Origin of the sequence: Herbihabitans rhizosphaerae, assembly GCF_004216555.1 — a bacterium.
GTDB classification, from domain to species: Bacteria; Actinomycetota; Actinomycetes; order Mycobacteriales; family Pseudonocardiaceae; genus Herbihabitans; species Herbihabitans rhizosphaerae.
Map to the genome: position 1 here is coordinate 341816 of NZ_SGWQ01000001.1, position 19466 is coordinate 361281.

Consider the following 19466-nt stretch of genomic DNA (forward strand, 5'->3'; position numbering starts at 1 on the left):
CGCGATACGGACGGGGACGCCGCCGGTCGCCGTTCCACCGGCACGCGACATTCGATCAGCATTTGATCGCGGTGCGTCAGGAATAGTCGGCAAGCTGGTGATCGTTGTGCCGGGCATGACGTTGACTGGTGAATACGCACCCGGTACCTGGGAGTGGGTGCGCAAACAGGTCGAGACGTACGAGGGCTCCGGTGGCACGAAGGGCACCACGGTCGAGGGCAAGCCCGTGGTCGTGGTGACGTCCGTCGGCGCGAAGAGCGGCAAGCTGCGCAAGCACCCGGTGATACGCGTGGAGCACGACGGCAGCTACGCGATGGTGGCGTCCAAGGGCGGCGATCCATCGCACCCGGCGTGGTACCACAACCTCAAGGCCAACCCGCGCGTTCAGCTGCAGGACGGCACGGAGAAGGGCGTCTTCGTCGCCCGCGAGGTCACCGGCGACGAGCGCGCCGCGTGGTGGGAGCGCGCGATCGAGGTGTGGCCGCACTACGTCGACTACACGAAGAAGACCAGCCGCGAGATCCCGGTCTTCGTACTGGAGCCCGAGTCATAAGCTCATAAGCTGCATGGTGTGGACCATGTGGTGATCATCGGCGGCGGCATCGCGGGCACCTCGGCGGCGCTGGCGCTGCACAAGGCGGGCATCGCCGCGACGGTGTACGAGGCACACCCGGACAGCGGCGAGGACATCGGCGCGTTCCTGATCCTCGGGGACAACGGGATGCGCGCACTCGAACAGCTCGACGCGGCGGAAACCGTTGCCGCCGTTGGGTTTCCGCTGGACTCGCTGCGTCTGGTCGGGCCGGACGGGACGACGCTCGCCGAGATGCCGCTGGGTAGTGAGCGGCACCGCTACCGCTGCCTGCGGCGCGCCGAACTGGGCGCGGTGCTGCGCGAGGAGGTGCGCCGGCGCGGGGTGCCGATCGTGCAGGGCAAACGGCTGGCCGGCGCCACCGAGGAGCCCGACGGCGTGGTCGCGCACTTCGCCGGCGGCGACACCGCGCGCGGTGATCTGCTGATCGGCGCGGACGGGCTGAACTCGGTGGTGCGGCCGCTGATCGACCCCGAGGTGCCGGCCCGGCGCTACGCCGGCCAGCAGGTGTTCTACGGCTACACGCTCGACGCCGATCCGCCGCACGCGCCCGGCCGGATCGACATGATCAGGGGTGGCGCCGCGTTCGGGTACGCCGTGTCCCCCGCCGGCGAGACGTTCTGGTTCGCGCGGGTCACCGACGACGAGCTGACCGACGAGCACCTCTTCGCCGGCGGGCCGGACCAGTGGCGCGATCGGCTGATCTCCTTGCTGCACCAGGACGACACGCCGGCCGCGGACATCGTGGCGGCGACCGGGGCGCGGCTGATGGCGACCAACGCGCACGATCTGCCGTCGGTCCCGCGCTGGTCCTCCGCCCGCATGTTGATCATCGGAGACGCCGCGCACGCCGCGTCGCCGGCCTCCGGGCAGGGCGCGTCGATGGCCATCGAGGACGCGGTGGTGCTCGGCAAGGCGCTGCGCGACCTGGACCGGGCGAGCGCGCTGGCCGGCTACGAGCGGCTGCGCCGGCCGAGAGTGGAGACCAACATCGCCAACAGTGCCCGGCTGTCCGCCACACCGACGAATCAGCGGCCGGGTCCGGCACCCGGCTCGGTGGACGAGCGCGACGTGGCCGCGGAGACGGAACGGGACATCGCCGACCAGATCGACTGGGACACGCCGGTCGGATAGATCGCGGGGATGTGTCCCGACGTCTCCCTCCGTCGCCGGGACACATTCCCGTTTCCCCGGGCAGATCAAAGGCGTCCGACCTGACCTTCAACGGGCCGCCAACGCGGAACGCACACCCTCGAGCGCACCTAACTCTGCCGCTAGAGCGAAATTCTAGCGGCTCTAGTCAAGCCCGAGCTACGCTGAGGTGTGTCAAGGTTGCGGTGAGACGACGTTGAGAGGACGCTAAGGTGGCTGGCGGTGATCACAGCCATCACCGACGCGGCCGGTGCCACAAGACTGGGGAGGCGAGATGGCACACGCTGAACCTGGCGGGTCTCCGCCGTTGAAAAGCCTGTCCGAGCAGCTGAACCGCCTGTTCGAGGTGCGAAGGCCGGCCGAGCGGCCCGACCGGCCGCACACCAACCGCGATGTGGTGACGGCGTGCAAGGCCGCGGGCTGGGAGTTGTCCGAGTCACATCTCAGCGAGCTTCGCCGGGGCGTCAAGGCCAACCCGACCCTGCGCACCCTGCGTGCGATCGCGGATTTCTTCGAGGTGCCGGTCGGGTACTTCACCGACCCCGCGGTGGCCGAGGAGGTGGAGCGCGACCTCGCCGAGGCGGAGCGGCGGCTGCGGTCCACGCTCGCCGCGCAGCAGCGGGCGCAGGACGATCTCCGTGCCGCCGTACACGAGTTGCAGCAGGCCCTGCGCGACTCCGGGGTCACCAAGACGGCCCACCGCAACGCCGCCGGCGACGCCCGCGCGGCGCGGGAGCAGGCGTCGATGATGCGCGCGCTGGCTCGGGCCTTGACCTCCGAGGACGAGCGGGCCGACAAGCCCGATGCCTGATCGCGCGCACCGGGGCGACTCCATCGCGGCGCGGCTGAACTGGCTGTTCGACGTCGTCGCGCAGCCCGTCGACGACCGCACCTGGCGGTCCTTCACGACGGCCGAGGTGGGCAGGGCGCTGGCCGAGGCGCTCGGCGACGACGAGCGTGCCGGCCAGGCGACGGTCGAGCGTATCCGCACCGGCGCGCAGGCCCGCGACGATCAGCTCGCGGCGATCGCGGCCTTCTTCGGCGTCGGACCGGAATTCTTCGGAAACGACCTCGCCCTGGTCGACGCGGCCCGGGACGACCTGCTCACCCGCGCCCTGACCGGCTGCGGAGCCCAGCCGTACAGCATCTGCCGGATGCCCGTCCCCGCCGTCGAGCGCCGCGAGCAACTGCGCCGGGCGTTGCGCCCTGTGCCTGCCGCGCTACGCTCCACCGAGCGCACCGAACCGCGGCCTTCCCAAGGGCAGGGTGACCACTTCGGGGGGTCCGACCGCGACAGTGGGACGGCGATGACCGCAGCACGGATGACAGCGGACCAGTTGCACGCGCTCTGCCGCGCGCTGGTCCACGATCTCGGCCTGCGCACACCGTTCACTCCGCGGGAGCTGTGCCAGCGGCTCGGCGAGCGCCGGGACAGGCCGATCGAGGTGCGCGCGATCGACCTCGCGGCGACCACCGGCGTCGGGCACCTCGCGCCGCTGCCGGACGCGGACCACATCCTGGTCGAGCGGGACGCCCCGGCGCCGCAGCAGGCGGTCGTGATCTACCACGAGGTGATCCACCTAGTGCGCGGCCACCTCGACATCGGCGACACCATGACCTGCGGGCTGCCCGCCGGCGAGGACACGGCCGACGCCTACGACGACTGGCGCGAGTGGGAGGCCGAGGTCGGCGCGCGGACGCTGTCCCGCCTCGCGCGCGAACGCCCCCGTCCCAACCAGCTCTCGCGCGAGGCGAGTCCCGCCGACCACAGCATCGCCGCCGCCTTCGGATTCGCGCTGGACTAATACATGAAAAGCGACCTCGAGTTGACCATTCGGTGGGCCAAGGGCGCGGTCATCGTCGCGGTGATGCTGTGGGAGTTCACCCAGCTTGCCCGCCGGCCGCGGGATCTGCCGCTGCGTGTGCTGGCACTCGGATTGTTCTGTCTCGCGTTCGCCGCGACATTCGGCATCAACACGCCGTTCCTTGATCCGGTGAAGGATTTCTTCGGGCCGGCGTTCGGGCACATCATCAATACCTGCTGGATGACGATGGCCTACTGCTGGTCGGCGTACTTCCTGCTGGCCAACACGCGGATTCCGGAGAAGAAGCGCAAGCGCAAGGCGCTGATCGAGTTCGGCATTCTGGTGATCGCGGTGACCGTCATGATCACGATCCGCGCCACGATGCCGGAGCTGTGGCAGCGCCCGCATCTGGCCGAGGAATACCAGATGTGGCAACGGACGCTGTGGTACGTGAGCGAGAGCGGCTACTCGTTGACGGTGTGGTTCGTCGGGATCTGGCGGGCGGTCGCGATACGCCGGCAACTGCACCACCGCTGGGCGCGCGCGGCCTTCTGGCTGGCCGCGGTGGGCACCGCCGGAATGGCGCTGGGCGTGAACGGGATATCCCTGTCGCGTCAGATCATCCGACAATGGGATCCCAAATTCGATCCCGACCTGTTCACGAACCTGTATTCCATCGGACAGTTGAGCGGCCAGTTCATTCTGGCACTCGGTCTCGCGCTGATCCCGCTGGCCGCGTTGTTCGCGAAGATACGCGCGGCGTACGACCGAAGACAGCGCAACCGGTATGCCAGGAAAATGGCTCCACTGTGGCGGACATTGACCACGGAATTCCCCTACGTGGCACTCGAAGCGGGCACCGACGACGAATTCGAGAAGGTCACGGTCGAGATCGCCGACGGATTGTCCGAGCTGGCACGGGACTGCGACGAGCCGACCGGCGACATGCGTGATCCCGCGGTCGCGGCCGGCGTGATCGCCGTCGGACTGGAGCGGCGCGCCGCCCGGCGGGACGCGCGGTGGGCCGGCGACGACGACGCGCCGGCCGAACCGCCCTACCCGCGCCTGGAGCCGGATCTGCCGACCTGGCGGCGCCGGGCACGCTGGATGATCGCCGTCGGCGAGCACCTGGCCAAGCGGGGCGTGATCGAGGACGGCGCGCGTGTCTCGACGAGCTGAGGTGCGCGTCTCGGTGCTGGACACCTCGCCGATCGTGGCCGGATCCACCGCCCGGCAGGCCCTGCACAACACGGTCGACCTCGCGAAACTGGCCGACGAGCTGGGCTTTCACCGGTACTGGGTGCCCGAGCACCACGGCATGCGCGGCGTGGCCAGCTCCGCCCCGGCGGTGCTCATCGACCATCTCGCGAACGCGACGCGGCACCTGCGCGTCGGCGCGGGCGGGGTGCTGCTGCCCAACCATCCGCCGATCGTGATCGCCGAGCAGTTCGGCACGCTGGAGGCGCTGCACCCCGGCCGGATCGACCTCGGACTCGGCCGCGCGCCGGGTGGCGCACTGTCCACTGTGGACACCGCGCTCGGTGAGCGGGATCGCACGACCGAAGGCTTCCTCCGCCAGCTCGACGAGCTGTGCGGGTACCTCGACCCGGCCGAGAACGCGACGATCAAGGCGATCCCCGCCGTCGGCAACGCACCGCCGATCTGGCTGCTCGGCTCCTCGGAGGCCAGTGCCCGGCTCGCCGGTGAGCGCGGCCTGCCGTACGCGTTCGCCCGGCACCTCGCGCCGGCCGCCGCCGTGGCGGCCACCGGCACCTACCGCTCCCTCGCGCCGGCGTCGCGGATGCTGGTCAGCGTGTCGGTGATCGCGGCGGACACCGACGAGCGCGCCGAGTGGCTGGCCGGATCCACCCGGCTGAAAGTGCTCAGCCGGGTGCGCGGCAACCGCATCCAGCTGCCCAGCCCGCAGGACGCGGCGGACTATCCGTACACCGACGACGACCGCGCCGAGATCGCCGAGCGGTCGGGCAGCGTGCTGGTCGGCTCGCCGGAGACGATCACCAAGCAGCTCCAGTCCGTGCTGGACGACACCGGCACCGAGGAGCTGATGATCACCACGCCGGTGTACGAGCACGCCGACCGGCGCCGCTCCTACGAACTGATCGCGAGCGTCGCCGAACAGCTCAGGCGCTCGGCGCGAGCCTGGTCGCCGTCGTGATCATCTTGTCGTAGGCGTCGCCGTCGCGCGGGTCGTACAGGCCGGCGAGGAGTTTCAGCACGAGCTTCATCAGCCGCGCGTGCGGCAGGCCGTACTTGGTCGCCGCGCGCATGATCAGCGGCTTGCCGATCAGCTTGCTGAACACGTTGCCCAGCCGGAAATAGCTGCCGAGCGCCTCGCGCAGCGCCACCTGGTAGCCCTCCAGCGCACGCTCGCGCGCCGGGCCCTCCGGGCGGGCCAGCGCCTGCACGACGCACTCCGCGGCCAGCCGCGCGGACTCCATCGCGTACCCGATGCCCTCGCCGTTGAACGGGTTGACCATGCCGCCGGCATCGCCGACCAGCAGCAGGCCCGGCGAGTAGTGCGGCGTGCGGTTGAACCCCATCGGCAGCGCGGCGCCGCCGATCTTGCCCACCGCGTTGTGCTCGCGGAAGCCCCACTCCTCCGGCGTGCCGTCCAGCCAGGACCGCATGAGCGCCCGATAGTCCGTGCTGCCAAAGGCTTTCGAGGTGGACAGGATGCCGAGGCCCACGTTCACGGTGCCGTCGCCCATGCCGAAGATCCACCCGTAGCCGGGCAGCAGCGACGGCTCGGGCCCGGACCGATCCCACAGTTCCAGGTGCGACTCGAGGTAGTCGTCCTTGCTGCGCGGGCTGTCGTAGTACCGGCGCACGGCCACACCCATCGGGCGCGACTCCTGCTTGTCGATGCCGACCGACAGGGCCAGCCGCGCGGACACGCCGTCGCAGGCGAGCACCAGCGGCGCGCGGTAGGTCACCGGCGTGCGGTCTGGGCCCGTTTTCCCTTGCACGCCAACGACTCTGCCCGTGCGCTCGTCGGTGACCGCGCCGATGACCGTGGTCTGCTCGTGCATCCGGGCGCCCGCGCGCTGCGCCGTGCGGGCCAGCAGCTCGTCGAAGTCCTGGCGCGGGCGGACGACGCCGTACGGCGGGAAGCTCGCGAGGTCCGGCCAGTCCAGTTCGAGGGTGATGCCGCCGCCGATCACCCGCAGGCCGCGGTTGTGCAGCCAGCCGGCCTCCTCGCGGGTGTCCACGCCGAGGTCGATCAGCTGCTTCACGCCGCGCGGGGTGAGCCCGTCGCCGCATACCTTCTCGCGCGGGAACACGCTCTTCTCCAGCAGCAGCACGTCAAGGCCGGCGCGGGCGAGATAGGTCGCCGCGGTCGAGCCGGCCGGGCCTGCCCCGACCACGATGACGTCGGCGTCCTCGTCGTGCTTGCGGCGACCGGTCGACGTGGTCATGTGGCTCCCCTGCGAACTCGCTCGAGCTTGTGAAAGCGTTCACGTTCCGGCCATCGAGTCTAAGCGGTGCCCGCTGAGAGCCCGCGCGGCTGTGACCGCTGCGACAGCCGCCGGCCGGCCACGTGGCCATAGAGTCGACGCGTGACGATCAGGACCCGACCCGCGACCGAGTCCGACCTGCCCGCGCTGCTCGCCCTGTACGCCGAACTGCACCCCGGCGACCCGGCACCGTCGCCGGATTCCGCGCTCGCGGTATGGCGACAGATCGCCACGCAGGCCGGCCGCACGATCCTGGTCGCCGAGTCGGGCGATGCGGTGGTTGGCACCGTCGACTGCGCGGTGCTGCCGAACCTCACCCGGAACGCGCGCCCGTTGATGTTGGTCGAGAACGTGGTGGTCACCGCGACCTCGCGCGGTTCGGGGATCGGCACGGCGCTACTGACCGCCGCGGTCGCCCTGGCCCGGTCCGCGGGCTGCTACAAGATCCAGTTGCTGTCCCGCGCCAGCCGCGAAGTCGCGCACGCCTTCTACGAGTCGAACGGTTTCCGGGCCGTCGCCCAGGGATACCGCCTGTACGTCGACTGAACCGGAGTACCGCTCGCCGGCACCATCCCAACCGCACCTGTCATGGCCAGATTTGGATAGCTTCTGCAGCCGCGTCCCGGATTTTCTGGCCGTCAAGCTCATGCTCGACTTCACCAATTTGTCGATCCGGCCAATCAAGAACGAATTTCAACGCCCCAGGAGGAGGAAGCGGCCACAGGTCGACTGTTTGGACGTGGCGCCAAGAGATCTGTTCGGGAGCGCCTCCTCCTCCGCCACCTCCGGCCCCGAATGGCGTCAACACAGGGAAGTCCTCAGATATCCCTCCTGGGTAGGATATCGGCGATGCGGCCGGTCGAAGGTTTGTCGCGTATCGACCGTCGGCGAAGATGGCGGCGAAGCGCGGGCGTCGCGTGTCGAGCGGGCGCGCGGCGAATCCTGAAAACAGCATGAACTCTGCCTGATCGCGCGACTCTCCGACAGTAAGGATGGTCAACTCGATACTAAGATGCTGCGGCCAGCACTGCAGGTCCGTTATCGCCACACACAGCTTGGAACTCTTCACAAGAACTGCCGAACAAGGAATTCGCCGCGCGAGAGTAACAGTTCTGGGCGGGATCGCGCTCACCGCAGGCACACGCTCCCCGCCAAGATCATCAGGTTCAACCTGGTCAAAGAATGCCATTCATTCCTTCTCTCAGGCGGCTGTTGAGAGTCAAGCCGTTCACAGCCTAACTCAGCGAGTGGCCCGACCCTCAACAGCGCGTCGCGGATATGCTAGTCGAACGGGAGAACTTGGATGCCATCCGTAGCAGTGACGCAGGTCAACTCGGGAGGGCCTAACCTCCGACACTCAGGCGACCACTCTTCCCACTCCCACCCTTCTGGAAGAAGCAGGTCAGTTTGAACTGCGGCGTTGTAGAAGCCGTCGCATCGTTCGCTAAAGGAAAAGCACTGAACATGCGCTGATGAATTGATGTAGAGACACACCGGGTCTGACGGCTGCTCGTGGTGGCACTGCACCGAGGGCGCATCCGGCTGTCGCTGATTTCCATTGAGGAAGGCGGCAGCGTTAGCGTGAAGCCATCGCATTGTTTGACCTGCAGCCGTCACGTCACACAGTACGTACCCAGCGTGCGGCGCGTCGACATGCTCCAGGACATGGTCGTAGTACCAGGCATCGACACCAATTTCAATATGCGAAAAGCAGCCACCTCCGGGCGGATCATCCTGCTGACCGTACACCTTGTTCGTTGGCCTAATGCGGAGGCTTCCGAGGTCTTTGACTTTCTTGACCTTCTTACTCGTTACACGAGGTTTGTCGACCGGTGCAGGCTGGTCGGTTGTCGCACTTGCTGAGATCGGAACGGAAACAAGGGTAACGATGGCAATAACAGCCGCTAAGCACAGGCGTATGGACATAAGATTAAACTGAATCCTGTAACACCGGGCGCCAAGCGGCCGATATGCGTCTCACATGTGACGCTCAACATTGTCAGTGGGGATATCCCTTGCCGTCCAAGCGTTCACCAGGACCCCTCCCGCGTTGCGTGACCCACACTGTCGCGCGACGTAAACTGAGGGGAACCCATGTCTGACAACGAGCCGATGCCACCGCCGAGTGCCGCTGAGCAGTCCCGAAGCCCTGGCGTCGTACGGCCACTCGCCGGTTACGGCCTCGCGGCCACCATCCTGATCGGTCTGGTCGCCGCCTTGGTCGCGGCGGTGTGCCTCGCAATGTGGAGCGTCCACTCGATCGTGGCCGAGATCGTCGGCGGCACCGGGACGGCGACCACGTCTCAACTAGCTCGACTCTCCGACACCGAGCGACTGAGCTCGGCCCTACGCGGCGGCATGATCATCGCGGCACTCGTGGCGGCTTTGCTACTGCTGTTGTGGCTGAACCGTGCGCGAGCCAACGCCGAGTCGATTTCCCCGATGCGACACCGGTTGTCGAAGGGGTGGGTCACGGGAGGATGGTTCTGCCCTGTGGTCAACCTGTGGTTCCCAGCCGTCGTGATGACCGACATCTGCCGCGCCAGCGACTCGTCGCGGGTAGGAGCTGCCACACCGCGACACCCCGAAGCCGGCGGTCTGGTCGTTCCGTGGTGGATCATGTGGATCGTCGGATGGTGGCTGCCTTTCTTCTACCTGTACGGCACACGGGAAGACGTCATCACCATGCCGGCACAAGCGCTCGATGTCTCGCGCACGGAGGCCGTGACATACACCATGGGCGCCGTCGGTCTCGCCGGGGCAGCCGTCTGCCTCACGCTGATCATCCGTCGCGTCAGCTCTCGGCAGGAGATGTTCGTCTCCCCGAGTGGCGCTTGAACTTCGGTGGTGACCAAAGGCGGTTGTGCGACTCGATGATCTCCGTTAAATCTGGATACACACAGCGGCCACCACGTCACAGCGCGACAAGAGGATCATGCAGCCCACTGGTCTCCAGGGCGAGGAGCACTTATCCCGGCTTCTCGCCGCCATGCACCGCACGCCGATCCCCACATCGCCGCCCCCACACGACAACTACCTGGAGGCGCTCGGCCTCAACCTGCTCGCCGTCGCGCTGCGGCTGGAGCACATCGAGCGCCTGACCGACACGCTCACCCTGGCCGACGCCACGCACATGACGCGATCGGTCAGCGTGGACCTGAACCTCGGCGCGCTCACGCCCGACCAGATGGAGGCGCTGCGGTCCGACCCGACCGCGAGCGGTGCGCCGCCGGCGATCTGGCTGCCGGTCGCCCGGCACTCGCGCAAGCACATGGCGCCGGTGGTCGTGCACAACTCGGTCGGCGAGGTCATGCCGAGGATGACTCAGGTGCAGACCGCGAAGGCGCTCAGTCACGGCCTGGCCAAGGCGTTCCGCATGTACCTCGACTCCGACCCGAGGGTGGACGACGAGGACGAGCTGCTGCACGCGATCGGCGGTGACCTGAACCGGTCGCGCTGGTTGATCGAGGCGATGATCGCGACCATGGTCAGCCACGGCGTCGACCGGACGCCGGAGCCGCCGCCGGACCGCTCCCGGCACCGCCGCGCCACCGACTCGTGGAGCATCCAGAGCAACGCCGAGCACGCGGTCCGCCAACTGTTCACCGCGGACAGTCCGTTCCTGCGGCTGCTGGACGTCGCGGCGTCGGACCACCTGCTCGTGGTGGAGGTGCCGACCGCGACGCCCCAGGTGTTCCTGACCTACAAGGCACCCGTGATGCCGGCGCGGTCGCGGCGGCTCGGCGGGCGCGAGGGAATCCCCGGCCAGCGGGCGTTCCAGCACGAGTTCACCGTCCAGTACCGCACCGTGATCCCGCGCGCGGTCAGCTCGTACCACGTCACGCTCGAGGTGCCGCCGGAGATCCACGTACGCCGATACCTGTTGAGCAGCAACGTGGATCAGCACGCGGTGGCCACGCTCGCCGCCGACATGCGCGCGGTGGCCCGGCGCTACGACGACCTGCGCGCGGTGTCCCCCAAGCTGCTCGAACTGGAGTTGCACGGCATCGCGTCCCGGCTGGCCGAGCTGGGCCGGCGCCGGCATCGCGATCTTCGCTCGTTCACCGACTACCTGGATCGCTGCTACGCGAAGTTCTCCGGCCGCCGCCCCCGGTTCCTCGAACCGGCCGAAGGTGGCACCGGGCTGGAGCCGACTCCCCGGGTGGTCAGCGCGCTCGCGCGATTCGCCGAGCTGTACGAGACCGATCACTTCCGCAAGCTGGCGCACGATCCCGAGGACGCCGAGCAGACCTCGGATGTCCTGCCGCCCGACGAGCTGAACCGGCTCGCCGATCTGCTCGATGAGTCCGATGTGGACAGTGACGTGTGCGTGGACAACGACCCGCGCGACAACGTCGGCCACGCGCACTGGCAGCGCCGGCCGTTCGGCACCGAGTCGCGGTCGGTCGAGCCGGTGGAGGCGACCGTGTACATCGCGCTCACGCCCGGCCCGTCGGTCGGCTCCAACGTGGCCAAGTTGCTGCTCGCGCTGCTCGCGTTGGTGATCGGGTTCGGCGTGGTGCTCGAACCGCACCTGTTCGACCGCGTCCCGCTGCTGGGCTGGCTCGGCAGCGCGGCGGGGTCCGGAGCCGACCGAGGCGAGGGCGAGACCCTGTCGTCGGCCGACGCGGTGGTCGCCGTGCTGCTGCTGGCGCCGAGCTTGTTGTTGGTGCGCCTGGACATCGGGCCGACCAAGTCCGTGCTCGGGCAGATCAACATGCTGCCACGAGTGGTGGCGTATTCCTCGGTGATGGTTGCCGGCGCGCTGGCGCTGGCAGTCGCCTCGGTGCAGGCGGGCAACCTGCAGGTGCCGTTCGTGGCGGCGATCAGCCTGCTGCTGTTCCTGAGCCTGCTCGTCGCCGGCGACTGGCTGGCCAAGGCGATCAAACGGCGGGCGAAGGTGCCGATGAACACGGTGAGCCCGCGCTGGCTGATCGCCGAGGTTCGCGGGCGGCCGGGGCGGCGGGGCGAGTGCGCGGTGGCGTACTCGACGGTCGGAGCTGACCATGCCTGACGGCGCACGCTCGCACCCCGCGCTGGCCGGCGTCGCCGCGCGGGCGGCCAGCGCGGGCAGCCCCGCGGTGCTGTTCAACGTGGTGCACTTCGGCGCGCGGACGACGACCGCGCCCCAGTCGCAGCTCACCGGGATCTCGCCGCCGACCGCGCGGGACAAGCCGGCGACCGAGACGCTGGTGGTCAACCTGGCCGGCATCGGCTTCCGGGTGCACACCTGGGCGCCGGACGTGCCGAGCAAGCCGGAGGGCACGGTGGACGCCAAGTGGGTGCCGCCGATGACGCCGGTGATCAACGACCGGGGCATCACCCGCGAGGTGTACGGCGGCGCGGTGGTGACCAACCCGGGGTTCCTCTACGACTCGGCCCAAAGCGTGGAGTTGCTGATCACGTTGTCGCACAAGCGATGGAAGCCGACCTTCGCCGACTCGCTGATGATCTCGACGATCTACCACCAGGTGACCTCGGCGGCACTGGCCGGCGAGGGCACGCCGATCCTGTTCCTGCAGTCGCCGGCCGCGCCGTTCAAGGACGCGCCGCCGTCGGTGCGCCAGGACGGGTCCGGCGAGAACCCGAGGTTGACCAACGGCATGGCGCTGCGGATGCTCGTCGGCCTGGACGAGGCGCGGCCGGACGCGCGGCTCGAACTGCTGCGCGGGGTGGCGGCGGTGGCCGCCGAGCACGGCCTCGGGCTGCAGGTGGCCGACCGGCGGTTCGGCCGGGTGCGCGGCGAGTGGTGGACCGTCACGCACCCGCACGCGCAGACCTACCGACTGCGGCGTGCCGCGCTTTTCCCTTGGGCCACAAGCGAAATCCCGTCCTCGGTGCAACTACTCACGTTCGTCGGGCCGGCCCGCGTCGGCTCGTCGGCGGCGATCGCGAGCGACCTGGTGACCCGCAACATCGGCATCCTGGCGATCTCCGAGGCGGTGCTGCAGGAGACCGCGTTCATCAACATCGTGGTGCCCGTGGCACCGGCGCGGCGTGCCGAACAAGTGGCTGCCGGGTCGTGCCGGCCGATCGTCGAGGGTCTCGGCAAGGTAGCCAGTGACTGCGGGCTGACCCGGCGGCAGGAGGTGCGCGGCCGCAGCGTGATCGGCGACTCGCCGGCGACCGACTACCGCGTGCTCGCGACCGGGCCGCTGACCGTGCGGATCGAGGAGTCGGCCAAGCGGCGCGACCGCGCGGTGTGGATCTCCTGGGACCTGCCGCTGCCGCCGGGCGGGGACAAGGGACGGCTGGACGTCGCCCAACTCGTGCTCACCCAACTGCTCAGCTCCGGCAAGGTGGCGCACGCGCGGGTCGACTACTACCGGTCGTGGGTGTCGCCGTCCGGGCGGGTGCACGGGAACGCGAAGATCGCGGTGCTGCTGGACGGCGTGAAGGACGACAAGGTCGGCGAGGAGCTGTCGACGCTGTGCCCGTGGACGCAGCGGGAGGTGATCTCGCAGTTGGTGCGGCAGCGGATCGCGCTGCGGACGATCAAGCTGCGGGTGGTGTGGCGGGAACGGTGGCTCGGCCGCACGAACGCGGCGTGATCCCTCCCAGCCGGCCACCGGGTGGCGGCGGGCCGGGAAGGCGTCACGTCAACGGCGTCCGACACTTGCGCCGGCGTGCGGCTCGCGGCGCAGGTAGCCCTCGATGTTCGGGTCGCCGGCCTGGTAGGTCTGCCGGGTCATGTCCCCCGGCGGGGTGGGACTCGTGTTGCCCTCGATCGTCTCGAACGAGCCGTCAGGGTGCACCTTCGTCACGATTCCGGTGTGGTTGGACTCGCCGTCGCCCTCCCAGTCGATGGTGACGACGTCGCCGGTCTGGATGCCGGTGGTTCCTTCGTGGTACCAACCGTGTGCCTTCGCCCACGCCTTGGCGGCCGGCACGTGCTGGAATCCGGTGTTCTTCGTGTCGCCGCCGTAGGTCTGCATGTCCGGCAGCGGCTGCCCGGCCTGCGCGAAGATCCAGGAGACCCACTGGGCGCACCAGTCGACCCAGTTGTCCGGGTTGGCCGGGTCGAACCATTGCTGGTAGGTCCAGCTGCCCTGTTCCCGGCCGCCCTCCTGCCACTTGCGCAGCTCTTCCTCGGCCTTGTCGACGATCGCCGGGTTGTCCAGCTTTCCTGATCTTGGGCTTCGGCTTCGGCTTGGGCTTCGGCGTCGGGACGATGGTGAGACCCGGGCTGATCTGCTGCCGCGGCGGAGCGGGAACGGCCTTGTGCGGCAGCCGCCGCTGGTCGGCCGCCCTGAGGATGTTGTCCAGGCCGCCGACGATTCCGGTCGCGATGGCCTGCGGGGTGGCGCCGGGTGCCGGTGCCGGAGCGGCTCCCGGAGCAGGCGTCACCGTGGCCGGTGCGCGCTGATCACGCTTGTCGTTGTCCCGCGTGCGGTCGTTGGTCTGCTTGGCCGGGGTGCGCTTGGCCGGGGAGGACTTGTGCGCGTCGCGGTCCGGCGGCTTGTCCTTGCGCTGCGGCTGCTTCGGCTTGGCGGCCGGTGAGGCCGCCTGCGCGGAACGCTGCTGCTGCGGCCCGGACGGCTTCGTCTGCTTGGCCTCGGGCCGCTTGGCCTTGTTGACCTTGGCCTTGGCCGGCGCGCTGTTCGAGGGGTTCCGGTTGGCCTGCGCGGCCGTCGCGCCCGTCGCTGGACCGACGACCGTGACCGCGACGGCCACCGCTAATGACGACATTCCGACACGTCAGTATCGCTTCCTGTTCCAACCACTCATGGGGCCTCTGCCTCTCACCTGGTTGTGTCCTTGCGGCTCCGCACGGTAGCGGCGGGCCTGGTGACGGTTTATGGCGAACACCAGAGTTCGTAATCATTCCGAGACGCACCGGCGGCCGGGTTACGCCGAATGCCGGAAACGTTTCCCGCCGCCGGGGCGACATTCCCATCCGGTGCGACGCGTCGCGCGCACCCACCGGGAGGACGCCTTCGATGATCAAGCCGGTTCCCGCTCACTCCGCCCTGACCGACCGGGCGCTGCCCGACCTCAAGCCGCTCGGCGGCCTCGGGGACGCGGCGACCGTCCTGCTCGGTGTCGCCACCGCGGCTGCCGGGGCTTCCGTATTCGGCGACTGGAACGCCTATCAGGCCGTGCGGTTCCACCTCGCCGGCACGGTCACACTGTCCGATGTGGACAGTGCGGACCGACTGAACGCCATCACGGGGTGGATCTCGTTCGGCACGATCGTCGTGGCCGCGGTGGTGTTCGTCGCCTGGCTGCTGCGAGCGCGGGACATCCACCGCCGCCGTACCCGGAGCTTGGTGATCGGAGCCTGCGTCTGCTCGGTGGTCAACCTGTGTTGGGCCGCATGGCTGCTCGGCCAGGTCCCCGACGAAACGATCACCGTGGACACCCTGCACTCGATCGCGGTCTGGAGCACGATCGGACTGGCCTGCACGGCCGCCGCCGCGGTTCTGGCCATGATGATCATCAAGCGGATCACCGCGTGGCAGGAAGCCGCGCTCCCTCGCCGGTAACGGTTACGATCCGCCAATGACCGACGGTGGCGCGCGCCGCAGGGACTCGGCGGCGACCAGGCGGGCGCTGCTCGACGCGGCGCGGAAACTGTTCGCCGACAAGGGTTTCGACCGCACGACGGTGCGCGACATCGCCGCCGCGGCCGGGGTCAACCAGGCGCTGCTGTTCCGCTACTTCGGGTCCAAGGAGGAACTGCTCGGCGCCGTGCTGTCCGCACCCGGTGCGGCGCTGCTGGCCGACGTCGGCAGCGAGCGGCTACTCGGCGAACTGCTCACCCGGCTGTTCGCCGAGGACCGGGAACGCGGTCACGAGGCGCTGCTGATGCTCGCCCTGACCGGCCCCGGCGTCGCGGCCGACACGCTGCGCCGCGAGGTGTCCGAGCCGTTCGTCGACGCGCTGTCCGCGATGTCCGGCGAGCCGGACGCCCGGCTGCGCGGCCAGCTCGTGCTGGCCTGGATCCTCGGCGTGGTGCTCAGCCGGGCCACGTCCCCGACCGGCGAGATCGCCGCCGCCGATCCCGAGCACGCCCGCGAGTTGATGCTGACCGCGATCCGTGCGCTGCTGGAGCGCGCCGACTGATAGTCCGAACGAGTTACCGTCCGCGACGAATCGTTGACGATGCGCAGAGCGCGTGCGTAGCTTTGTGAGCAGTTGCTTACTTAGCTTTCGGGGAGCGCGATGAGCACGCCGCACGACTACCCGTTCAACAGCTCCGACGGTCTGGACCTCGACGAGGAGTACACGAAGGCCCGCGACGGCGACGGCATGATCAAGGTGCGTCTGCCGTACGGCGAGCCGGCGTGGCTGGCCACCCGCTACGACGACGTCCGGCTGGTGCTGGGCGACCGGCGGTTCAGCCGCGCGGCGGCGGCCGAGCGGGACGAGCCGCGCTCCCGGGCCGGCCGCCAGCGGGGCGGCATCCTCGCCATGGACCCGCCGGACCACACCCGGCTGCGCGTCCTCGCGGCGAAGGCGTTCACCGTGCGCCGGGTCGAGCAACTGCGGCCGAGGGTCCGCGAGGTCACCGCCGAGTTGATCACGGCGATGCGGGACGCGGGCCCACCGGTGGACCTGGTGGACTCGTTCGCGCTGCCGCTGCCGGTGCGGGTGATCTGCGAACTGCTCGGCGTGCCCACCGAGGACCAGTCGCGGTTCCGGGTGTGGAGCGACGCGGCGCTGTCCACGAGTTCGCTGTCCGCCGAGGAGTTCGTGCGCAACCAGCGGGAGCTGCGCGAGTACATGGCCGGGCTGATCGCCCAGCGCAGGGCGCGGCCGGAGCAGGACTTCATGACCGCGCTGATCCAGGCGCGCGACGTGGACGACAAGCTCTCCGAAAAGGAGATGATCGACCTGTGCGCCGGCATTCTGGTCGCCGGGCACGAGACCACCGCGACACAGATCCCCAACTTCGTGTACCTCCTGACGAACCACCCGGACCGGATGGCCGAACTGCGTGCGAACCCCGACCGGATTCCGGCCGCGGTCGAGGAACTGCTGCGATACGTGCCACTGGGCTCGGGCTCGGGGTTCGCCCGGTACGCCACCGAGGACGTCGAGGTCGGCGGTGTGCTGGTGCGCGCGGGCGAGCCGGTGCTGGTCTCGATCGGCTCGGCCAACCGGGACGAGCGCAAGTTCGCCGCCCCGGACGAGATGTCGTTTCACCGGGAGTCCAACTCGCACATGGGTTTCGGGCACGGCGCGCACCACTGTCTGGGCGCCCCGCTGGCTCGCGTGGAACTGCAGGAGGCGCTGCGCGGGCTGCTCGCCGAACTGCCGGGCCTGCACGTCGCCGGCGACATCGAGTGGAAGTCGCACATGGTGGTGCGCGGGCCGCGTCGGATGCCTGTGGCATGGTGAGCGCATGACGTGGACGGTGTCGGTCAGCCCGGACCGGTGCATGGCCTCAGGATTGTGCGCCGGCACCCGCCCGGACGCTTTCGCCCTCGAGGGCTCGACCGCCGAGCCGGTGGAGCCCCACCCGCAGCCGGACGACGACCTGCTGGACGTCGCCGACTCCTGCCCGGCCCTGGCGATCACCGTGCTCGACGAGGACGACAACGAGATCGGCCCGCGCCCCTAGCCCGTGTTCACCCCGGGTTGACCGCGCGGTGGAGAGCGACGACGCCGAAGGTCAGGTCCAGCCACTCGACCTCGCCCCAGCCGGCCTTGGCGATCAGCTCGGCCAGATCGCGCTGCGCGTGCCAGGTGCGCATCGACTCCGACAGGTACTCATACGCCGCCGAGTTCGACGAGAACGGTCGCGTGATCAGCGGCAGCACGCGCAGCACGGTGTGGTGGTAGAGCCACCGGATCGGCCGCAGCCTCGGCTGGGACACCTCGCAGATCACCAGGCGCCCGCCGGGCCTGGTCACCCGCCGCATCTCGCGCAGCGCGGCCACGGTGTCGTTCATGTTGCGCAGCCCGAAGGTGACGGTCACCGCGTCGAACGACCCGGTCGCGAACGGCAGGTGGAACGCGTCCGCGGCCACCTTCGGCACGTCGCGGTGCGCGCCGCTACGCAGCATGCCGAGCGAGAAGTCCGCGGCGACACACCACGCGCCGCCGCGCCCGTACTCCACTGTGGACACAGCGGTGCCGGCCGCGAGATCGAGCACCGTCTCCCCCGGCTTGCCGTCGAGCACCCGCCGGGTCATCTCCCGCCAGCGCCGGTCGAAGCCGAGCGTCATCGCGGAGTTCGTGCGGTCGTAGCCCTTGGCCACACCGTCGAACATCTCGGCTACGTCGTGTGGATCTTTGTCCAGGCCAGCACGGGACATGGTTCGCAGCTTACGACGGTGCGAGTGTGGCCAGCGCATGCGCCACCCACGCGTCGGCGAACCGGTCCGCGTCGAGGTCCCCCGGTGTGTGGCCGATCAGCGCGGACAGAATCGGGTGGTAGGTCAGCGAGGCCAGCAGCACGGCCGCCGTCGCCTCCGGATCGGCGACCCGGACCAGGCCCTGCTCGGCCGCGGCGACCAGCCACGCGGTGAACGCGCCGTACACGCTCTGCCTGACCTCGCCCCAGATCTTGGCCAGCACGTCCGGCGCGTCGTCCAGGTCGCGCAGCATCACCCGGATCACCTCGCGGTCCCGCTCCATGCCGCCCCACACCGCGCGCACGCCCAGCCGCAGCGCGCCCTCGAGATCGGCCGGCACCTCGTCCACATAGGACCGCGCACCCGCGCGCATGGTCTCGATGTGGGTGTCGATCACCGCCTCCAGCAGCGCCCGCTTGGACGGGAAGTGCTTGTACAGCGCGCCCGATCCGGGGGTCAGCCCGCAGGCGACCTGGATGTCGGCGACCGAGGTGGCGCGGTAACCCTTCGTGGAGAACAGGCGCGACGCCTCGCTGACGAACCGGTCGCGGGCACTCGACGGAGACATGGTGAGAGAGTACTCTCTCACCATGATCGAGGTACAGGTGCGGGAGACCATCGGCTGCACGCCGGACGAGCTGTTGGCCTTCGTGATGGACATCGAGCGGTACGCCGAGGTGGACAAGAAGATCAACCCGGTCACCTGGACGCGCCGGGATGGCGACGTGGTCGAGTTCGAGTGCCGGCCCAAGGTGGCCGGAATCCCGCAGCCGAAGGTCGTGCAGCGGCTCCGGCTGACCCCGGGCGAGCGCGTCGACATATCGCTGTCTCCGTTGCCGCGCAACAGGTTTCAGCACACCATCGCGAAGTTCGAGGCCAGCTTCGCGTGCGCGCCGGTCGACGGCGGCACCGAGGTGACCCGCACGCTGCGGTTCACCTTCCCCGCCTGGATCCGCTGGATGATGGAACCGGTGCTCCGCCGACGCCTGCCGGCCGAGGTGCGCGACGAGATCGCCCGCGCCAAGGCTCACCTAGAGTCACCGACCCCGCGCTGACCTGCGCGTTCACGATGCCCCTGTCGTACTTTAGCGGGCTAAAGTACGCAAAACATGAACGGCGTGATCGCTAAGTTTCGGAC

20 protein-coding genes are annotated in these 19466 nt (G+C 69.4%); 15 read left to right on the top strand and 5 right to left on the bottom strand.

The window, feature by feature from the left end; translation table 11 throughout:
- The first annotated feature begins 115 nt into the window (after window positions 1–115).
- The 6 genes from EV193_RS01795 (at window position 116) to EV193_RS01820 (ending at window position 5725) form a co-directional block, all read left to right on the top strand.
- The gene (locus EV193_RS01795; RefSeq protein WP_130342163.1) at window positions 116–553 is read left to right on the top strand and encodes a nitroreductase family deazaflavin-dependent oxidoreductase; all 438 of its coding nucleotides are present in this window, start codon (window positions 116–118) and stop codon (window positions 551–553) included.
- A gap of 18 nt (window positions 554–571) precedes the next feature.
- On the top strand, window positions 572–1726 hold the full coding sequence (locus EV193_RS01800) for an FAD-dependent oxidoreductase (RefSeq protein ID WP_130342164.1): 1155 nt from the start codon (window positions 572–574) through the stop codon (window positions 1724–1726).
- A 292-nt stretch (window positions 1727–2018) separates the two neighbouring features.
- Entirely contained in the window at window positions 2019–2555 is a 537-nt protein-coding gene (locus EV193_RS01805; RefSeq protein ID WP_130342165.1) for a helix-turn-helix domain-containing protein, read from the top strand.
- Window positions 2548–3549: an ImmA/IrrE family metallo-endopeptidase gene (locus EV193_RS01810; protein WP_130342166.1), complete on the top strand. Its 1002-nt coding sequence runs from the start codon at window positions 2548–2550 to the stop codon at window positions 3547–3549. The genes EV193_RS01805 and EV193_RS01810 overlap by 8 nt, the downstream gene beginning before the upstream one ends.
- 3 nt (window positions 3550–3552) lie before the next feature.
- Window positions 3553–4728: an MAB_1171c family putative transporter gene (locus EV193_RS01815; RefSeq protein WP_130342167.1), complete on the top strand. Its 1176-nt coding sequence runs from the start codon at window positions 3553–3555 to the stop codon at window positions 4726–4728.
- On the top strand, window positions 4712–5725 hold the full coding sequence (locus EV193_RS01820; protein WP_242613084.1) for an LLM class flavin-dependent oxidoreductase: 1014 nt from the start codon (window positions 4712–4714) through the stop codon (window positions 5723–5725). Before EV193_RS01815 ends, EV193_RS01820 begins: the two co-directional genes overlap by 17 nt.
- On the opposite strand, the gene EV193_RS01825 is transcribed toward EV193_RS01820, so the two are convergent.
- The gene (locus EV193_RS01825; protein ID WP_130342168.1) at window positions 5691–6986 is read right to left on the bottom strand and encodes a geranylgeranyl reductase family protein; all 1296 of its coding nucleotides are present in this window, start codon (window positions 6984–6986) and stop codon (window positions 5691–5693) included. The two genes, EV193_RS01820 and EV193_RS01825, sit on opposite strands and share 35 nt — an antisense overlap.
- A gap of 141 nt (window positions 6987–7127) precedes the next feature.
- Between EV193_RS01825 and EV193_RS01830 the strand changes: the two genes are divergently transcribed.
- Window positions 7128–7571 carry a GNAT family N-acetyltransferase gene (locus EV193_RS01830; RefSeq protein WP_130342169.1) on the top strand — a complete coding sequence of 148 codons (444 nt, stop codon included), beginning with the start codon at window positions 7128–7130 and terminating at the stop codon, window positions 7569–7571.
- A gap of 40 nt (window positions 7572–7611) precedes the next feature.
- On the opposite strand, the gene EV193_RS01835 is transcribed toward EV193_RS01830, so the two are convergent.
- Window positions 7612–8214 carry a hypothetical protein gene (locus EV193_RS01835; RefSeq protein WP_130342170.1) on the bottom strand — a complete coding sequence of 201 codons (603 nt, stop codon included), beginning with the start codon at window positions 8212–8214 and terminating at the stop codon, window positions 7612–7614.
- Between the two features lie 905 nt (window positions 8215–9119).
- Here EV193_RS01835 and EV193_RS01840 point away from each other — a divergent pair.
- The 3 genes from EV193_RS01840 to EV193_RS01850 all read left to right on the top strand — a co-directional run bounded on the left by EV193_RS01840 (window position 9120) and on the right by EV193_RS01850 (window position 13576).
- Entirely contained in the window at window positions 9120–9863 is a 744-nt protein-coding gene (locus tag EV193_RS01840) for a DUF4328 domain-containing protein (protein WP_130342171.1), read from the top strand.
- 97 nt (window positions 9864–9960) lie between these two features.
- On the top strand, window positions 9961–12039 hold the full coding sequence (locus tag EV193_RS01845; protein ID WP_130342172.1) for a hypothetical protein: 2079 nt from the start codon (window positions 9961–9963) through the stop codon (window positions 12037–12039).
- A complete protein-coding gene (locus EV193_RS01850) occupies window positions 12032–13576 on the top strand; it encodes a hypothetical protein (RefSeq protein ID WP_130342173.1) in 1545 nt (514 codons plus the stop codon). Before EV193_RS01845 ends, EV193_RS01850 begins: the two co-directional genes overlap by 8 nt.
- Before the next feature lie 48 nt (window positions 13577–13624).
- Here EV193_RS01850 and EV193_RS33915 read toward each other — a convergent pair whose 3' ends face one another.
- Window positions 13625–14365, bottom strand: a complete 741-nt coding sequence (locus tag EV193_RS33915) for a CHAP domain-containing protein (protein ID WP_130342174.1) — start codon at window positions 14363–14365, stop codon at window positions 13625–13627.
- A 600-nt stretch (window positions 14366–14965) separates the two neighbouring features.
- Here EV193_RS33915 and EV193_RS01860 point away from each other — a divergent pair.
- The 4 genes from EV193_RS01860 (at window position 14966) to EV193_RS01875 (ending at window position 17592) form a co-directional block, all read left to right on the top strand.
- Window positions 14966–15511: a DUF4328 domain-containing protein gene (locus EV193_RS01860; protein ID WP_165401178.1), complete on the top strand. Its 546-nt coding sequence runs from the start codon at window positions 14966–14968 to the stop codon at window positions 15509–15511.
- Between the two features lie 16 nt (window positions 15512–15527).
- Window positions 15528–16091 (top strand): TetR/AcrR family transcriptional regulator, encoded by a 564-nt coding sequence (locus EV193_RS01865; protein ID WP_130342176.1) that lies wholly within the window; start codon window positions 15528–15530, stop codon window positions 16089–16091.
- A gap of 99 nt (window positions 16092–16190) precedes the next feature.
- Complete coding sequence (locus tag EV193_RS01870; protein WP_130342177.1) at window positions 16191–17369, top strand: cytochrome P450; 1179 nt, start codon at window positions 16191–16193, stop codon at window positions 17367–17369.
- 4 nt (window positions 17370–17373) lie between these two features.
- A complete protein-coding gene (locus tag EV193_RS01875) occupies window positions 17374–17592 on the top strand; it encodes a ferredoxin (protein ID WP_130342178.1) in 219 nt (72 codons plus the stop codon).
- A 7-nt stretch (window positions 17593–17599) separates the two neighbouring features.
- On the opposite strand, the gene EV193_RS01880 is transcribed toward EV193_RS01875, so the two are convergent.
- Window positions 17600–18289, bottom strand: coding sequence for a demethylmenaquinone methyltransferase (locus EV193_RS01880; protein WP_130342179.1), 690 nt, complete (start codon window positions 18287–18289; stop codon window positions 17600–17602).
- A 10-nt stretch (window positions 18290–18299) separates the two neighbouring features.
- Entirely contained in the window at window positions 18300–18896 is a 597-nt protein-coding gene (locus tag EV193_RS01885) for a TetR/AcrR family transcriptional regulator (protein WP_130342180.1), read from the bottom strand.
- Between the two features lie 22 nt (window positions 18897–18918).
- Here EV193_RS01885 and EV193_RS01890 point away from each other — a divergent pair, with 22 nt between their 5' ends.
- Complete coding sequence (locus EV193_RS01890; RefSeq protein ID WP_130342181.1) at window positions 18919–19383, top strand: SRPBCC family protein; 465 nt, start codon at window positions 18919–18921, stop codon at window positions 19381–19383.
- Window positions 19384–19466: the final 83 nt, after the last annotated feature.